We start from the raw sequence: 16807 nt of genomic DNA on the forward strand, positions 1-16807 counted from the left end.
CCGCCAGCGTTCGTCCTGAGCCAGGATCAAACTCTCCGTAAATAATCTTCTAGAAGAAGAAATACTGCGAAGATAGTCATGCAAATCCTGACCAATAAGAACCAGACCCATCACCAGACACACCGACAGGGGTCGATACATGCCTGAAGCCTGATCCATCAGCCAAGGACCAGCCTTAACGGCTAGCCAATTGGCATCGGTTGTTCAGATGCGCTGTTGAGTTCTCAAGGAGCGGACGCTCACCGCGGTTCCTCTTGCGAGGTTCCTCGGGGCAACCTTTCCAACTTACCCGGCTGACCAGGCGGTGTAAACCTTACCAGAAGATTTTCACTGTCCGGACCACCCGGTTCCAGGCGGACTTCGGTGGCTTCAACCCGTTGAGGTCAAAGCTTCGAAGTCTTTCTGGGGAGCTGACATCGGGACCGGCCACTTGCGTGTCCGCGTCTCCCGCGCTGCCAACAGGTAGAACCTTACGGATGCGCGTCCAGCACGTCAAATCCAGATGTCAAGCATCACCCGAACTGGCTATATGACGTTGTGTATCGAGCCAGTCACCCTCCATCCTCCGTGCTCGCCCGGTGCAGGCGCCTCATCGCCGGCTCGCGAGGGGCGCAACGGCCCGGGGTTAGGGGCTCATGAGCCGCTCCCGCCCGGTGGCAGGTCCCGAATGCACTATTCCCGGCACCGATCTCTCAGGTGGGCGAGCTGAGCGGCCGATGACCGGGGTAGTGAACTCAGCAGCTCCTGCTGCACCGGCTCTCGAGAAGGTCCCGGTGCTCGGACCCATCTCCCTATCGCCGTCGGTCGCGGCGCACCAGGAGGCAGCAATGTCATCCGGCAAGACGCCTCCTGACGCCCGGTCCGGTGCCGGTCCCCCGGCCACAGCCATCGTCGACCCATCAGGTCACATCGTCAGTACGACGCCGACGCTGGCCCGGATGTTCGGGTTCGCTGAGCACGAGCTCGCGGGAAAACCCCTCAGCTTCCTGTTCTCGCCGGACGCGCACGAGGTGTTCGCCCAGGGTGACCCCGCCGACGAGATACGCGAACTCGCCCGGGCGGGGCGGACTCGCGTCCACACCCTCACCGCAGCCGGCGCACCTTTCACCGCGGAGATCTCCGCCATCACTCTGCCTGGCACCGACGGGGTAGCGATCGAATGCGTCCGACGACCACCGGAGGTGTCGGATCTGTCCGCACCGCTCATCGAGTCCGCACCTGATGGTCTGGTCATCATCGATCCCCACGGCGAGATCGTGATGGTGAACGCGCAGACCGAACGGATGTTCGGGTACCGGCGTGGGGAACTGACCGGCCAGAAGGTCGAGATTCTCGTGCCCCTGGATGCGCGTCCACATCATGAGCACCTGCGCGAGGAGTATCTGCGCGCTCCTGTCATCCGGCCGATGGCCATCGGGAAGGATCTTCACGGGGTGCGCAAGGACGGCACCGAATTCCCGGTCGACATCAGCCTCAGCTCGATCAGGGGGCCGGGCACGCACCTGGTCTCCGCCTGGATCCGGGACATCACCGAACGCCGTCGCGTCGACGACGAGCTGATCATGCTGGCGGGGATCGTGCACTCGTCGGACGACGCGGTACTCAGCTGCACGCTCGGCGGAGTCATCACCAGCTGGAATCGCTCGGCCGAAAGACTCTTCGGATATACCGCGGCGGAGGTGCTCGGTCGCCCCCTGTCGGTGCTCGTGCCCGAGGACCAGCTACGGGAACTCGCAGCGATGGTTGCCGCCATCAAGCGCTCCGAACGGGTGGACGTCCATGAGGGGGTGCGGATCCGCAAGGACGGTTCAGTCGTCGACGTGTCCATCAGCATGTCGCCCATCCACAACCAGCGCGGCACCCTGGTCGGCGCGTCCACGGTCTTCAGGGACAACACCCGGAACAAGATGGTCGAGCGCCACCTGCTGGCGGCCCGGGACGCGGCGGAAGCCTCCAGTCACGCGTTCGAGTCGTTCAGTTACTCGGTGGCCCACGATCTGCGAGCGCCTCTGCGAGCGATCGACGGCTTCAGCCGGTTCCTCGAGGAGGACTACAGCGGCTGTCTCGATGACCAGGCGCTCTCCCACCTGCGCCACATCCGCGCCTCGTCCGCGGAAATGGCACAGCTCATCGAGGGTCTGCTCCACCTGGCCAAGGTCAGCCATCGGGAACTGATCTTCGTGCCCTTCGATCTCAGCGTGTGTGCGGACCGCATTCTGGCGCGACTGCGTTCCGCCGAACCGGAACGAGTGATCGAGACGGTGGTCCAGCCGGGAGCGAAGGTTCACGGAGACCCGGTCCTCCTCGCGAATGTGCTGGAGAACCTCCTTCAGAACGCCTGGAAGTTCACCCGGGGACGCGCTGCCGCGCGGATCGAGTTCGTCCAGGACGCGAACAGCTATGTCGTTCGGGACAACGGTGCCGGGTTCGACATGAAGTTCTCCAGCAAGCTCTTCGCGGTGTTCCAGCGGTGCCACACAACGGCGGAGTTCGAGGGCACCGGTGTCGGGCTGGCCTCTGTCAGTCGCATCATCGAACGTCACGGCGGCCAGATCTGGGCCCACGGAGCGGTCGGCGAGGGTGCCGCGTTCCACTTCACCCTGAGCCCGGCCGAACGAGGAGGGCTGGGCGCTGACCGCACTGACAGCGCAGACGACTCAGGCCGTCAGCGCCCTGCCTCCTACGACGTGGCCGGGAGCTACTCCCCTGCGAGCTCCACGGCCGCCAGCTGACGCCGGCCTCGCCGCACCAGGATCCATCGGTCGTGGAGCAGGTCCGCGGTACTGACGGTCGCGGCCTCTCCTCCGGTTACCTTAACGTTGTTCACGTACGCCCCGCCGTCGGAGAGCGTGCGCCGGGCGTCCGACTTACTCTTGGCCAGGCCCGCTGCCACCAGGACGTCGACGAGCAGGTGCTCGCCGCGTCCGAGCTGCGCCTTCGGCAGTTCTCCGAGTGCGTCGCCGAGCGTGCCGGCGTCCAGGCCGGTCAGGTCTCCCCCACCGAACAGGGCCTTGCTCGCCTCCTCCACCCGGGAGGCCGCGAGCTCACCGTGCACCAGTGAGGTCATGTCCCTCGCCAGGGCGCGCTGGGCCTCACGGGCCTGCGGGCGGGTGGTGGCCGACTCCTCGAGCTCGGCGATCTGCTCGGCCGTGCGGAAGGTGAAGACCCGCAGGTAGTCGACGATCTTCGCGTCCTCGCAGTTCAGCCAGAACTGGAAGAACGCGTAGGGCGAGGTCATCTCCGGGTCGAGCCAGACCGCGCCGCCCTCGCTCTTGCCGAACTTGGAGCCGTCGGCCTTCGTGATGAGCGGGGTGGCCAGCGCGTGCACGGCCGCCTCGGGCCGGGCCTTGTGGATCAGATCGGTGCCGGCGGTGAGGTTGCCCCACTGGTCGGAGCCACCGATCTGCAGGGTGCAGTCGTACCGCTTGTTCAGCTCCAGGAAGTCCATGGACTGCAGGATCTGGTAGCTGAACTCGGTGTAGCTGATGCCGGCCTCGGAGTTGAGACGGGTGCTCACGACGTCTTTCGCGAGCATCTTGCCGACCCGGAAGTGCTTGCCCACGTCACGCAGGAACTCGATGGCGCTCAGTCCCGAGGTCCAGTCCAGGTTGTTCACCATGGTCGCGGCGTTCGGGCCGGTGAAGTCGAGGAACGGCTCGATCTGACCGCGCAGGCGCTCCACCCAGCCGGCCACCACCTCGGGCGAGTTCAGCACCCGCTCCGCCGAGGGACGCGGGTCACCGATGAGGCCGGTGGCACCACCGACCAGCGCGAGAGGACGGTGCCCCGCCTGCTGCAGCCGGCGCATGGTGAGGATCTGCACCAGATGGCCGATGTGCAGGCTGGGCCCGGTCGGGTCGAACCCGGCGTAATAGGTGACCGATCCGCTGCCGAGCGCCTTCCTCAGCTCCGCCTCGTCGGTGGAGATGGAGAGAAGGTTGCGCCACTTCAGCTCGTCAAGGACGTTGGCTGTCGGGGCGGAGGTCACGGGTTCGTCGGTGCTCACGGTCACGAGGCAAACATAGAGCCGACCCCCGGCCCGGTGAGAACCGATGACTCGCCAGCGGCGAGGAGCAGCTGCTAGCGACGACGGGGTACAGCGGGCCGGTACGCCGAGACCGTCGGGTCACCCTCGATCCAGTAGCGCCATGGTGACTCCGCCCCGGCGGAGACCCCGACCCGAGGTCCGCTCAGCACCTTCCCCGCACCCGACCCGGGAAACAACCGTAGGGACGCGTCCCCACAGACGTCGCGTCCGTCGTCCTCACGCCCGAACGCCAGCGCACTGGCGAGCCGCGCCGGCCCCCGGGCCAGATCGACGTCGCGTTGGCCGGCCGGGCGCCGCGAGCGCGCCTCGTCGAGGCCGGTGATCACCTCTCCGGCCCGCAGCAACACGCCGCCGGAGATGCCCTCGGGGCGGCAGACCAGGTTGGCGCAGTAGTGCATGCCGTAGGTGAAGTACACGTAGAGGTGGCCGGGCGGGCCCCACATCGTGGCGTTGCGGGGACGTTTTCCGCGGTGGGAGTGGGAGGCGGGGTCTTCGCCCTCGCCGAGGTAGGCCTCTACCTCGGTCAGGCGGACCTCGACGACCTCGCCGGCCAGCGAGTGCCGGATCACCGTGCCGAGCAGTGCCGGCGCCACCACCAGCGGGTCACGGTCGAAGAACGAGCGCGGCAGCGGGGCGGGTTCGGGCACGTCGGAAATGGTACGACGGGCCCGTTGGTCGACAGGCGTAGGGCATCCAAAGAGGCGGGCCTGGGGCTGTAAAGCCGCTTCAGGGGCCGCCGTTCAGAGATCTGAATGCGTGGACCGCGCCATTGCGACCCACGCACGGCTCAGTCTTGCCGCTGGTTCGCCGGGCGTAAAGACACCACTTCCGGCCGGGAGCCGAAACCTCTTGTTTCTCAGGAGTTTTGCTATTTCAGAAATGTTTCGCGGAGGGTTCGTGGCGGTCGCTTTACGTAACAAACCTGACGGCTTGTCACCAGCGACCGCCACGGACCAGCGGTTTTACCGCTCACCTCAATCCGTTACGCCCCGGACAGAGGTGGTTACGGTTGTGTCTCAGTTGGACGCCCACTCCCGCAGGCCCTTGATCTCCGCGGCCAGCTCGGCCATCTGCTCGGCGACCCGGCGCGGTGACGTGCCGCCCCGCCCGTCCCGGGAGCTGAGCGCGCCCTCGAGGTTCAGCACCTCGCGCACGGCGGGGGTCAGGTGCGGTGACACCGCGGCCAGGTCGTCCTCGGTGAGGTCCCACAGCTCCACCGGGCGACCCTCGGCGACGGCCCGCTGCTCGCAGCGCTGCACGCAGGCCCCGGCGATCTCGTGCGCGTCGCGGAACGGCACCCGCTGACGCACCAGCCACTCGGCGATGTCGGTGGCGAGCGCGAAGCCCTGCGGGGCCAGGTCGGCCATCCGCTCGGTGTGGAAGATCAGGGTGGAGACCAGGCCGGCCAGGGCGGGCAGAACCACTTCGAGGGTGTCGGCCGCGTCGAAGACCGGCTCCTTGTCTTCCTGCAGGTCCCGGTTGTAGGCCAGGGGCAGGGCCTTGAGCGTGCCCAGCAGCCCGGCCAGGTCACCGATCAGCCGGCCGGCCTTGCCCCGGGTCAGCTCGGCCACGTCCGGGTTCTTCTTCTGCGGCATGATGCTCGACCCGGTCGACCAGGCGTCGTCGAGCGACACGAAGGAGAACTCCTTCGTGGCCCAGATGATGATGTCCTCGGCCAGGCCGGAGATGTCGACACCGACCATCGCGGCGACGAAGGCGAACTCGGCGCCCAGGTCGCGCGAGGCGGTGCCGTCGATCGAGTTCGCCACCGACGAGGCGAACCCCAGGTCGAGGGCCACGGCCTCGGGGTCGAGGCCGAGCGTGGAGCCGGCGAGCGCACCGGAACCGTAGGGCGAGACCGCGGCCCGGCGGTCGAAGTCCCGCAGCCGGTCGACGTCGCGCAGCAGCGGCCAGGCCCGGGCCAGCAGGTGGTGGGCCAGCAGCACCGGCTGGGCGTGCTGCATGTGCGTGCGCCCGGGCATCGGCGCGGTGGGGTGCGCGGCGGCCTGCCCGGCGAGGGCCTCGGCCAGGTCGAGCAGCAGGTTCGCGACCACCTTGGAGTGGTCGCGCAGGTACATGCGCAGCAGGGTGGCGATCTGGTCGTTGCGCGAGCGCCCGGCGCGCAGCCGTCCGCCCAGTTCCGGTCCGAGGCGCTCGATCAGGATGCGCTCCAGGGCGGAGTGCACGTCCTCGTCGTGCGGGGCCGGGGTCACGGCGCCGGAGGCGACGTCGGCGTCCAGACCGTCGATCCCGGCGAGCAGGCCGGCCAGGTCGTCGTCGGTCAGCAGCCCGGCGCGGTTCAGCGCACGGGCGTGCGCCCGGGATCCGGCCAGGTCGTAACGGGCCAGGCGCCAGTCGAAATGGGTCGAGACGGAGAGCGCGAACATGGCGTCCGCGGGACCGGCGCTGAAACGTGAACCCCACAGGACCTTGGGCTCGGCGGTCACGATTGGCTCCTTCGTAGGAAGTCGGGGACGAACACCCAGGACGCCCAGGGCAGGGGCGACCCGTCGTCCAAAAGAAGATTAGTCAGGGCTACCGGCGGCGAGCGCCAGGAAGCGGTTGGCGACCGCGTCGCCGCCCAGCGGGTCACGGGTGACCACGAGGACGGTGTCGTCGCCGGCGATGGTGCCGAGCACGTCGGGCAGCACCGAGTGGTCGATCGCCGAGGCGAGGAACTGCGCGGCGCCCGGGGGCGTGTGCAGCACCACCAGGTTGGCCGACGCCTCCGCGGTGACCAGCAGTTCCTCGCAGAGGCGGGACAGCCGGGAGACGAGCATCTCCTGTTCCTGGCCGGCCTGGGGAGTGCGGTCGCCGCCCTCCCCCGGCACGGCGTAGACCAGTCCACCGTCGGGGTGGCGCACCTTCACCGCGCTCAGCTCGACCAGGTCGCGCGAGAGCGTGGCCTGGGTGACGGCCAGGCCGTCGGCGTTGAGCAGTTGCGCCAGCTCGACCTGGGAGCGCACCTGGCCCCGGCGCAGCAGGTCGACGATGCGGCGGTGCCGGGCGACCTTGGTGTGGGCCCTCCCGGCTGTCTGACCCGCCGACTGGCTGGGCAGACTCATCCCGCTCGCTCCAGCAACCAGACCAGCAGGGCCTTCTGGGCGTGCAGGCGGTTCTCCGCCTCGTCCCAGACCACCGACTGCGGGCCGTCGATGACGGACGCGGAGATCTCCTTGCCGCGGTAGGCCGGCAGGCAGTGCAGCACGATGGCCTGCGCATCGGCCTTGCCCAGCAGCGAGTCGTCGAGGCTGTAGGGAGCGAAGACCGAGACGTCGTCCTTCGTGCCCTCCTCGCCCATCGAGACCCAGGTGTCGGTGGCGATCACGTCGGTACCGTCGACGGCCGCGGCCGGGTCGGTGGTGACCGTGACCGAGCCACCGGTGTCGGAGGCCAGGGCCCAGGCCTGCTCGAGGATCGCGGGGTCGGGCTGGAAGGCTTCCGGGGCGCCGATCCGCACGTGCATCCCGGCGTTGGCGCCGGCCAGCAGGTACGAGTGCGCCATGTTGTTGGCGCCGTCGCCCAGGTAGGACAGGGTCAGGCCGGCCAGCCGGCCCTTGTGCTCGCGCACGGTCTGCAGGTCGGCGAGCAGCTGGCAGGGGTGGTACTGGTCGGTGAGCGCGTTCACCACGGGCACCGTGGCCGCGGAGGCCATGGCCTCGATGCGGCTCTGGTCACCGGTGCGCCAGACGATCGCGGCGGCCTGCCGGGTGAGCACCCGCGCGGTGTCCTCGATCGGCTCGCCGCGGCCCAGCTGGCTGCTGCCCGAGTCGATCACCAGCGGGTATCCGCCCAGCTCGGCGATGCCGATGCTGAACGAGACCCGGGTGCGGGTGGAGGACTTGTCGAACAGGACGGCGACGGCCTTCGGTCCCTCCAGAGGACGCACGTCGAGGACTCCGCGGGCGCGGTCGGCCTTGAGCCGGTCGGCCAGGTCGAGAACCTCGATCAGCTCGTCCGGGGAGAGGTCGTCGTCCTTGAGGAAGTGCCGGGTACTCATGAAAGCTCCTGCGCTGCAAGATCCAGTGCGGCCGGGAGGGCCGCGATGAACGAGTCCGCCTGGTCGGCCGTGAGAATCAGCGGCGGCGCCAGGCGGATCGCGTCGGGGGCCACCGGGTTCACGATGAAACCGGCGTCCAGCAGGGCCGCGGCGAGCGCCGCGGCGACGGGCTGCGTGAGCTGGATCGCCCGCAGGAGCCCGAAACCGCGCACCCCGGAGACGAGCGGGTGGCCGGCCACCCCGTCCTCGATTCTCTGCCCGACCGCCACCGCGTTGGCCAGCAACCCGTCCCGCTCGATCACGTGCAGGGTGGCCAGGCCGGCCGCGGCCGCGACCGGGTTGCCACCGAACGTGGTGCCGTGCTGGCCGGGGTTCAGCAGGCGGGTGTTCGCGCTGCCGTAGACCACCGTCGCCCCCACCGGGATACCTCCGCCGAGCCCCTTGGCCAGGGTCATGACGTCGGGGGTGATGTCTTCCCCACCGTTCAGTTCGGCCAGCTGGTGGGCGAACCAGGCGCCGGTACGGCCCACGCCGCTCTGCACCTCGTCGAGCACCAGCAGCGCGCCGTGGGCCCGGGTGAGACGCCGCGCGGCCGCCAGGTACCCGGCCGGGGCCGGGCGCACCCCGGCCTCGCCCTGCACGGGTTCCAGCACCACGGCGGCGGTCTCGTCGTCCACCGCCGCGGCCAGCGCGTCCACGTCGCCCCAGGGCACGTGCACGACGCCCGCCGGGAGCGGCTCGAACGGCTCGCGGTAGGCGGGCTTCCAGGTCATTGCCAGGGCGCCCATGCTGCGGCCGTGGAACGCACCCTGCGCCGCGACCACCTTGGTGCGGCCGGTACGCCGGGTCAGCTTGAACGCGGCCTCGTTGGCCTCGGTGCCGGAGTTGGAGAAGAAGACGGTCGAGCCCTCGGGGGCCTGCGCCAGTTCGAGAATCCGCTCGGCGAGCGCGATCTGGAGGGGGTTGGCGAAGAAGTTGGAGACGTGGCCGAGGGTGGCCATCTGCGCGGTGACGGCCGAGACCAGGAACGGGTGGGCGTGGCCCAGCGCGTTCACCGCGATCCCACCGAGCAGGTCGAGGTAGCGCCGTCCGTCGGCGTCCCAGACGTAGGCGCCCTCACCCCGCACCAGCACGCGCTGGGGGGTGCCGAACACGCCCATCACGGAGCGGGCGTACCGCTCCATCCACTGGGCCGAACCCTGCCCGGTGTCCACGAGAGTGTTGTTCTGTGCCGTGAGGTCGGTGCTCACGCCCCACCTCCGTCCTGGGTCGCCTTCTCGATGGGGGACGTTCCGTCGGGACTCGAGCGCCGCTTCTCACCGGGGAGGGGGGAAGGGACGACCATGGTGCCGACGCCGTCGGAGGTGAAGACCTCGAGCAGCAGGCTGTGCGGCACGCGACCGTCGATGACGGTGGCGGTGGGCACGCCGCCGCGCACGGCCCGCAGGCACGCCTCCATCTTCGGCACCATGCCCGACTGGAGCTGCGGCAGCATGGCCTCCAGCTCGGTGTCACTGACCTCGGCCAGCAGGGACGAGCGGTCGGGCCAGTTCGCGTAGAGCCCCTCGACGTCGGTCAGCACCACGAACTTGCGGGCCTGCAACGCGATCGCGAGCGCGGCGGCCGCAGTGTCGGCGTTGACGTTGAGCACCTGCCCGTCGTCGTCGGGCGCGACCGTGGAGACCACGGGAATGCGCCCGGCGTCGATCAGGTCGAGCACGGCGGCCGGGTCGACCTCCACCACATCGCCCACCAGGCCCACGTCGACGGGCGAACCGTCCACCACCGCGTCACGTTTCGCGGCCAGGAACAGGCCACCGTCCTCGCCGGACATCCCGATGGCGAGGGGACCGTGCTGGTTGATCAGGCCGACCAGCTCGCGGCTGACCTGACCGGTGAGCACCATGCGCACCACGTCCATGGTCTCGGGCGTGGTGACGCGCAGGCCGCCGCGGAACTCGCTCTCGATGCCCAGCCGCCCCAGCATGGCCGAGATCTGCGGCCCGCCGCCGTGCACGACGACCGGCTTGAGGCCGGCCGCGCGCAGGAACACCACGTCCTCGGCGAAGGCTCGCTTCAGGTCGTCGTCGATCATCGCGTTGCCGCCGTACTTGATCACGGCGATCGCGCCCTGGAAGCGCCGCAACCAGGGCAGCGCCTCGACCAGGACGTTCGCCTTCTGCTCGGCGGTCAGGTCCGGTAGGTCCATCACGACGAGTAGGCGCTGTTCTCGTGCACGTACGCGTGGGTGAGGTCGTTCGTCCACACGGTCGCCGTCTCCGGGCCCGACTTCAGGTCGATCGTGACACTCACGGCGCGGCCGCTCAGGTCGATGCCCTCGGCCGACTCGGCGGGAGTGCTCTTACGGCACACCCATACGCCGTTCATCGCGACGTCCAGGTCGGCCGGGTCGAACATGGCCCGGGTGGTGCCGACCGAGGCCAGGATGCGGCCCCAGTTCGGGTCCTTACCGAAGATGGCGGCCTTGAACAGGTTGCTGCGCGCGACCGACCGGCCGACCTCGAGGGCGTCGTCCTCGGTGACGGCGCCCCGCACCTCGATGGCGATCTCGTGGTCGGCGCCCTCGGCGTCGGCGAGCAGCTGCAGCGCCAGGTCACGGCAGACCTCGGTGACCGCGGCGGCGAACTCGATCAGGTCGGGCGTGACCCCGGAGGCACCGGACGACATCAGCACCACGGTGTCGTTGGTGGACTGGCAGCCGTCCGAGTCCAGGCGGTCGAAGGTGACACGGGTGGCGGCACGCAGCGCGGAGTCCAGCGCGGAGGGCTCGACCTGGGCGTCGGTGGTGATGACGACCAGCATGGTGGCCAGGGCCGGCGCGAGCATGCCGGCGCCCTTGGCCATCCCGCCGATGCTCCAGCCGCCCGGCGAGGTGATCGCCGCCTGCTTGGCCACGGTGTCGGTGGTCCGGATCGCCTCGGCCGCCTCGGGGCCACCCTCGGTGCGCAGCTTCGCGGTGGCGTCGGCGACGCCCGCGAGCATCTTCTCCTTCGACAGGCCCAGCCCGATCAGGCCGGTCGAGCACACCAGCACGTCCAGCGGGGACAGGCCGCTGAGCCGGGCGACCTCCTCGGCCGTGGCGTGCGTGACCTGGAAACCCTCGGCGCCGGTGTAGCAGTTGGCCCCGCCGGAGTTCAGCACCACCGAGCGCAGGCGGCCGTCGGCGATCGCCCGCTCGCTCCACAGCACCGGGTTGGCCTTGCAGCGGTTGCTGGTGAAGACGGCAGCGGCCGCATCGTTCGGCCCGTCGTTCAGGACCAGCGCGAGATCGGGGGCGCCGGTGCTCTTCAGCCCGGCCGCAACTCCGGCGGCGCGGAAGCCCTTCGCCGTCGTGACGCTCATCTACGTTCCTTCCAGAGGTTCTTCATTCGGCGTCTTCGGTGACCGTGTAGCCGGCGTGACGCCAGACCGAGGCCGCGACCACGGACTGGGCGGCCGGCACGAGCACCCAGTCGGTGTCGAAGGTGGACACGTTGAGCACCGGGATCCCGGCGTCGGCCAGTGGTTTCAGCAACCGCAGGAGCACGCCGATCTGGGAGAACTCCAGTGCCCCCGCGGCCCGGGTGACCGTGAACGGCCCCTCCACGGGGCCCGGGACCGGTTCGGGGAGGCTGTTGGTCGGGCAGACCACGCTGATCTCGTCGGTCGTGCGCGAGATGCTGACCAGCGGGGCCCCGACGGCCCAGGTGGGGTCAGGGCTGTCGGGTGCCAGGCGGACGAGCGCCATGGCCTGGCGGTACTGGATCAGATGCACGACAGCTCCTTGTTCCGGGTGGCGGCCTTCACGGCGCCACCCCCACCATCGGCAGGCCCAGGGTCTCGGGCAGGTCGAGCGCGAGGTTGGCCGACTGGATCGCCCCACCGGCCGTGCCCTTCGTCAGGTTGTCGATGGCACTGACCGCGATGACACGGCCCACCCGCTCGTCGACGGCGACCTGGATCAGCGCGGTGTTCGCGCCCAGGGTGTCGGCCGTGCGCGGCCACCGGCCCTCGGGCAGGACGTGCACGAACGCCTCGCCCTGATAGGTCTTTTCCCAGGCCTCCCGCACCGCCGCGGAGGTCACCCCCGGCTTCAGCTTCGCGGTGCAGGTGGCCAGGATGCCGCGGGACATCGGCGCCAGGGTCGGAGTGAACGAGACCCGGACCTCGTCCTGCCCCGCAAGCCCCAGGTTCTGTTCGATCTCGGGGGTGTGCCGATGCACGCCGCCCACGCCGTAGGGGCTCATCGAGCCCATCACCTCGCTGCCGATCATGTTCGGCTTGGCCGACTTCCCCGCGCCGGAGGTGCCGCTGGCCGCGATCACCACCACGTCGTCGGGCTGCAGCAGACCGGCCGCGAATCCGGGGGCGAGGGCCAGGCTCGAGGCCGTCGGGTAACAGCCGGGCACCGCGATGCGCCGGGCACCCCGCAGTACGTCGCGCTGCCGGCCGCCGGAGCGCGGCAGTTCGGGCAGGCCGTAGGCCCAGGTGCCCGCGTGCTCGCCGCCGTAGAACTCTTCCCAGGCCTGCGCACTCACCAACCGGTGATCGGCGCCGCAGTCGACCACCACGGTCTCGGGCGGCAGCTGCGCGGCGATCTTCGCACTGGCCCCGTGCGGGAGGGCCAGGAAGACCAGGTCGTGCCCCGCCAGCTCCTGCGGCGTGGTCGGCGCGAGCACCCGGTCGGCCAGCGGCAGCAGGTGCGGCTGATGCTCGGCCAGCTTCGTGCCCGCGTTGCCGCCCGCCGTGAGCGTGCCGATCTCGATCTCCGGGTGTTGCAGAAGGAGTCTCAGCAGCTCACCACCGGCGTAACCGCTTGCACCTGCCACTGCTGCCGTGATGCCCATAGCGCATGACTATACACACTGATGAAATTGTATGCATAGGGATTTTACGTTACCCCCTGAATGCTGAACGGCACCCGCGGTGATGTCCAGGGGTGCCGTTCAGTATTTGTCCTTCGTTGTCACCTTTTGGGTGACCCGCGGGCGTTCCGTGGTGATCCGCGTCCAGAATCAGGGCTTTTGGACGCCGTCGGGCCCCCTGGGGTGGGGGTCAGCTGCGCTGCACGGCGCCGGTGCGCTCGGCGGCCGCCGCCACGGCGGCGTCCCGCGCGGACGCGGTCTCCTCCGCCGTCAGCGTGCGGTCGGGAGCCCGGAAGCGCAGGGCGAACGCCAGGGACTTGTGGCCCTCCTCGATCGGCGCCTGCGCGTACACGTCGAACAGCCGCACCGACTCCAGCAGTTCACCCGCACCGGCCGCCAGGGCCGACTGCACGTCGCCGCTGGGCACCTCGTCCTTCACCACGAGCGCGACATCCTCCTTCGCCAGCGGGAAGGTGGAGATCGGCTGCGCCGCCACGATGCCGCCCGACGCCTCGATCAGCACGTCCAGGTCGATCTCGGCCGCGACCGTGCGCGGGGGCAGCCCCAGGGCCGCGACGACCTTCGGGTGCAGCTCACCGGCGTGACCGAAGAGCTTCCCGTCGATCTCCAGGCGGGCGCAGCGGCCCGGGTGCCAGGGAGCGTGGTTCTCGTCCTTGGTCACGGTCGGCGTCACGTGCACCGTGCGCGCCACCAGCAGCGCGGCCTCCAGCGCGTCCGACCAGTCCGCGGCCCGGCCCGCGCCGTCCCAGCCCGGCAGCTCGCGCTGACCGGTCAGGACGATCGCCGCGTGCAGCGGCTGGTGCGGGATCGCCGCGTTCAGCTGGGCGAGCTCTTGCACGCTCGGGCGCTGCCGGACATCGGGATGCCCCGCCTTCGGCGCGCCGCCGGCCGGGCGGGTGACCGAGCCGATCTCGTAGACCGCGAGATCGGTGAAACCCCGGCTGACATTGCGCTTCACCGCGTCGACCAGGGTCGCCAGCACCGACGTGCGCAGGTAGGGCTGCTCGTCGGACAGCGGGTTGGCCAGCTTCAGGGCCGTGCGGCGCGGGTCGTCCTGCGCCAGGCCGAACGCGTCGTGGATCGCCGCCCCGATGAACGGGTAGGTGAGCACCTCGACCGCACCGTGCTCGGCCAGCGCCCGCGCCACCGAACGGCGCACCCGCTGTCCGTGTGTCAGGCCGGTCCCGGCCGGGGCGATCGGCAGCACCGACGGGATCTGGTCGTAACCGCGCAGCCGCGCGACCTCCTCGGCCAGGTCGACGCCGACGGTGAGGTCGGGACGCCAGCTCGGGGCCCTCACGGTGAGAACGTCGTCACCGCTCACCTCGCAACCGATGGCGGTGAGGTTCTCGACCACCTGCTCGCGGGTCCAGTCCACACCGACGATACGGCCCGGGAAGTCCGCCGCCATCTCGATGGTCGCGCCCGGGGCCGCCTCGCCCACGTCGGTGACCGCGCCGACCTCGACCCGGTCACCGCCGTACTCGACCAGCAGGCGCACCGTCAGCTCGGCAGCCACGTCGGCGAGCTGGGTGTCGACCCCGCGCTCGTACCGCTTGCCCGCCTCGGTGCTGAGCTTGTGCCGGCGCATCGTGCGGGCGACCGTGATCGGGTCCCAGTGCGCGGCCTCGATCAGGAGGTTCGTGGTGGTGGCGGAGACCTCGGTGTCCGCTCCGCCCATCACGCCGGCCAGGGAGAGTACCCGGGTGGCGCTCTCGCCGTCCGGGGAATCGGTGACCAGCAGGTCTTCGGGGTGAAGCTTGCGCTCCACCCCGTCGAGGGTGGTCAGCTTCTCCTTCGGCGCGGCCCGGCGCACCACGATCGGCGCGGCGAGCAGGTCCAGGTCGAAGGCGTGCAGCGGGTGCCCGACGGCGAGCATCACGTAGTTCGTGACGTCGACCGCGAGCGAGATCGGCCGCATCCCGGCCTGTTCCAGACGCCGCTGCATCCACCGGGGGCTCGTGGCCGCAGGGTCGACGTTTTTCACGATGCGCGCGACGAAGCGGTCGCCGCCCAGCACCCCGTTGATCGGGGCCCGGTCGTCGAGGACGACCTCGAACCCGTTCGTGTCGGCGGCGGGCACCTTGATCAGCGCCGGGTCGGTGAACTCCGCGCCGGTGGCGTGCGAGTACTCGCGGGCGATGCCGCGCAGGCTGAAGCAGTAGCCGCGGTCGGGCGTGACGTTGACCTCGACGGTCTCCTCGTCCAGCCCGAGCAGCGCGATCGCGTCGTCGCCGGGCTTGACGTCGTCGAAGCCCCACTCGGTCAGCCGGATGATCCCGTCGTGGTCTTCACCGAGGCCCAGTTCCAGCGAACTGCAGATCATTCCGTCGGACTTGTGCCCGTAGGTCTTGCGGGCCGCGATCTTGAACCCACCGGGCAGCACGGCGCCGGGCAGGCAGACGACGACCAGGTCGTCCTTGGCGAAGTTCCCGGCACCGCAGACGATTCCGCGCGGCTCCGGTTCACCGACGTCGATGGAGCACCAGCGGATCGTCTTGCCGTTCTTCTGCGGCTCGGGCGTGAACTCCAGCACGCGGCCGACGACCAGCGGGCCGGTGACGCCGCCGCCGTGCACCGCCTCTTCCTCCAGGCCGACCTTCACCAGGTCGGCGGCGACCGCGAGAGCCGTTGTCCCGGCAGGGAGATCGACGTACTCGGCGAGCCAGGTCAGTGGGGCGCGCATCAGGCCTCCATTCCGTAGTGCAGGCTGAACCGGACATCGCCCTCGACCATGTCGTGCATGTCCTCGACACCGTTGCGGAACATCAGGGCCCGCTCGATCCCGGCGCCGAAGGCGAAACCGGTGTAGACGTCCGGGTCGATACCGGCCGCGCGCAGCACGTTCGGGTTGACCATGCCGCAGCCCAGCCACTCGATCCAGCCGGTGCCCTTGCAGGTGCGGCAGTCGTCCTTCTGGCCGTCACAGACGAAGCAGCGCAGGTCGAGCTCGGCACTCGGCTCGGTGAACGGGAAGAAGTTCGGGCGCAGCCGGGTGGTCACCTCGCGGCCGAGCAGCGACTTCACGAAGTGGTCGAGCGTGCCCTTGAGGTGCGCCATGGTCAGGCCCTTGTCCACGGCCAGGCCCTCGACCTGGGTGAACACCGGGGTGTGTGTGGCGTCGAGCTCGTCGGTGCGGTAGACCCGGCCGGGAACCACCACGTAGATGGGCGGCTGCCGGTCGAGCATCGTGCGCGCCTGCACCGGGGAGGTGTGGGTGCGCAGCACCAGGCCACTGTCGACCGGCTCGACGAAGAAGGTGTCCTGCATCTGGCGGGCCGGGTGGTCGGGGCCGAAGTTCAGGGCGTCGAAGTTGAACCAGTCGGCCTCGACCTCAGGGCCTTCCGCGATCTCCCAGCCCATCGAGACGAAGATGTCGCCGATGCGCTCGGAGATGGTCGAGATCGGGTGCCGCGCACCGGCCGGGCGACGGTCGGCCGGCAGGGTGACGTCGACCGACTCCTCCACCAGCACCCGGGCGTCGCGCTCGGCCTCCAGCTCGGCCTGACGACCGGCCAGCGCCTTGTTGACCTGGCCGCGGGCCTTGCCGACGCGCTTGCCGGCCTCGGCCTTGGCGGCCGGGGGCAGGGCGCCGATCTCACGGTTGGCCAGGGCCAGCGGGCTCTTGTCGCCGGCGTGCTCGAGCCGCGCCTGCTTCAGTTTCTCGAGGCTGTCGGCCGCGGCGAAGGCCTCCAGGGCCTGCGCGACGTATCCGGTCAGGGCGTCTTCGGAGAGCACCGCGACCTCCACCGGGTCGTAGTCCTTGGTACTCACAATGCGATCCTCACGTGCTTCATCGTCTCAGACGGCGACCAGTGGATTTCCTCACTGGCCTGCGGGCAGAAGTGAGTGAACGGCGGAACCGGGGGTCTT

General features: G+C 69.9%; 13 protein-coding genes. 1 reads left to right on the plus strand and 12 read right to left on the minus strand.

The window, feature by feature from the left end; all coding sequences use genetic code 11:
• Positions 1-827 precede the first annotated feature (827 nt).
• Positions 828-2732 carry a PAS domain S-box protein gene (locus QSK05_RS34645; protein ID WP_285601645.1) on the plus strand — a complete coding sequence of 635 codons (1905 nt, stop codon included), beginning with the start codon at positions 828-830 and terminating at the stop codon, positions 2730-2732.
• Here the strand turns inward: QSK05_RS34645 and tyrS are convergent.
• The 12 genes from tyrS to pheS form a co-directional block, all read right to left on the minus strand.
• Positions 2699-4006, minus strand: coding sequence for a tyrosine--tRNA ligase (tyrS, locus tag QSK05_RS34650; RefSeq protein ID WP_352303707.1), 1308 nt, complete (start codon positions 4004-4006; stop codon positions 2699-2701). The genes QSK05_RS34645 and tyrS overlap by 34 nt on opposite strands.
• Before the next feature lie 74 nt (positions 4007-4080).
• Entirely contained in the window at positions 4081-4704 is a 624-nt protein-coding gene (locus tag QSK05_RS34655; protein WP_352303710.1) for a DNA-3-methyladenine glycosylase, read from the minus strand.
• A gap of 360 nt (positions 4705-5064) precedes the next feature.
• A complete protein-coding gene (gene argH, locus QSK05_RS34660) occupies positions 5065-6495 on the minus strand; it encodes an argininosuccinate lyase (protein WP_285601648.1) in 1431 nt (476 codons plus the stop codon).
• A 78-nt stretch (positions 6496-6573) separates the two neighbouring features.
• A complete protein-coding gene (locus QSK05_RS34665; protein WP_285601649.1) occupies positions 6574-7113 on the minus strand; it encodes an arginine repressor in 540 nt (179 codons plus the stop codon).
• Positions 7110-8048, minus strand: a complete 939-nt coding sequence (argF, locus tag QSK05_RS34670; protein WP_285601650.1) for an ornithine carbamoyltransferase — start codon at positions 8046-8048, stop codon at positions 7110-7112. Before argF ends, QSK05_RS34665 begins: the two co-directional genes overlap by 4 nt.
• Positions 8045-9298 (minus strand): acetylornithine transaminase, encoded by a 1254-nt coding sequence (locus tag QSK05_RS34675; protein ID WP_285601651.1) that lies wholly within the window; start codon positions 9296-9298, stop codon positions 8045-8047. The genes argF and QSK05_RS34675 overlap by 4 nt, the downstream gene beginning before the upstream one ends.
• Complete coding sequence (gene argB / locus QSK05_RS34680) at positions 9295-10257, minus strand: acetylglutamate kinase (RefSeq protein WP_285601693.1); 963 nt, start codon at positions 10255-10257, stop codon at positions 9295-9297. The genes QSK05_RS34675 and argB overlap by 4 nt, the downstream gene beginning before the upstream one ends.
• Positions 10257-11411: a bifunctional glutamate N-acetyltransferase/amino-acid acetyltransferase ArgJ gene (argJ, locus tag QSK05_RS34685; RefSeq protein ID WP_285601652.1), complete on the minus strand. Its 1155-nt coding sequence runs from the start codon at positions 11409-11411 to the stop codon at positions 10257-10259. Before argJ ends, argB begins: the two co-directional genes overlap by 1 nt.
• Positions 11412-11433: 22 nt before the next feature.
• Positions 11434-11823, minus strand: a complete 390-nt coding sequence (locus QSK05_RS34690) for an ACT domain-containing protein (RefSeq protein WP_231484829.1) — start codon at positions 11821-11823, stop codon at positions 11434-11436.
• Between the two features lie 28 nt (positions 11824-11851).
• On the minus strand, positions 11852-12895 hold the full coding sequence (gene argC / locus QSK05_RS34695) for an N-acetyl-gamma-glutamyl-phosphate reductase (RefSeq protein ID WP_352303677.1): 1044 nt from the start codon (positions 12893-12895) through the stop codon (positions 11852-11854).
• 208 nt (positions 12896-13103) lie between these two features.
• The gene (gene pheT / locus QSK05_RS34700; RefSeq protein ID WP_285601654.1) at positions 13104-15620 is read right to left on the minus strand and encodes a phenylalanine--tRNA ligase subunit beta; all 2517 of its coding nucleotides are present in this window, start codon (positions 15618-15620) and stop codon (positions 13104-13106) included.
• Positions 15620-16708, minus strand: a complete 1089-nt coding sequence (gene pheS, locus QSK05_RS34705; protein ID WP_285601655.1) for a phenylalanine--tRNA ligase subunit alpha — start codon at positions 16706-16708, stop codon at positions 15620-15622. Before pheS ends, pheT begins: the two co-directional genes overlap by 1 nt.
• Positions 16709-16807: the final 99 nt, after the last annotated feature.

Source organism: Kineosporia sp. NBRC 101731, from assembly GCF_030269305.1.
Classification (GTDB): Bacteria; Actinomycetota; Actinomycetes; order Actinomycetales; family Kineosporiaceae; genus Kineosporia.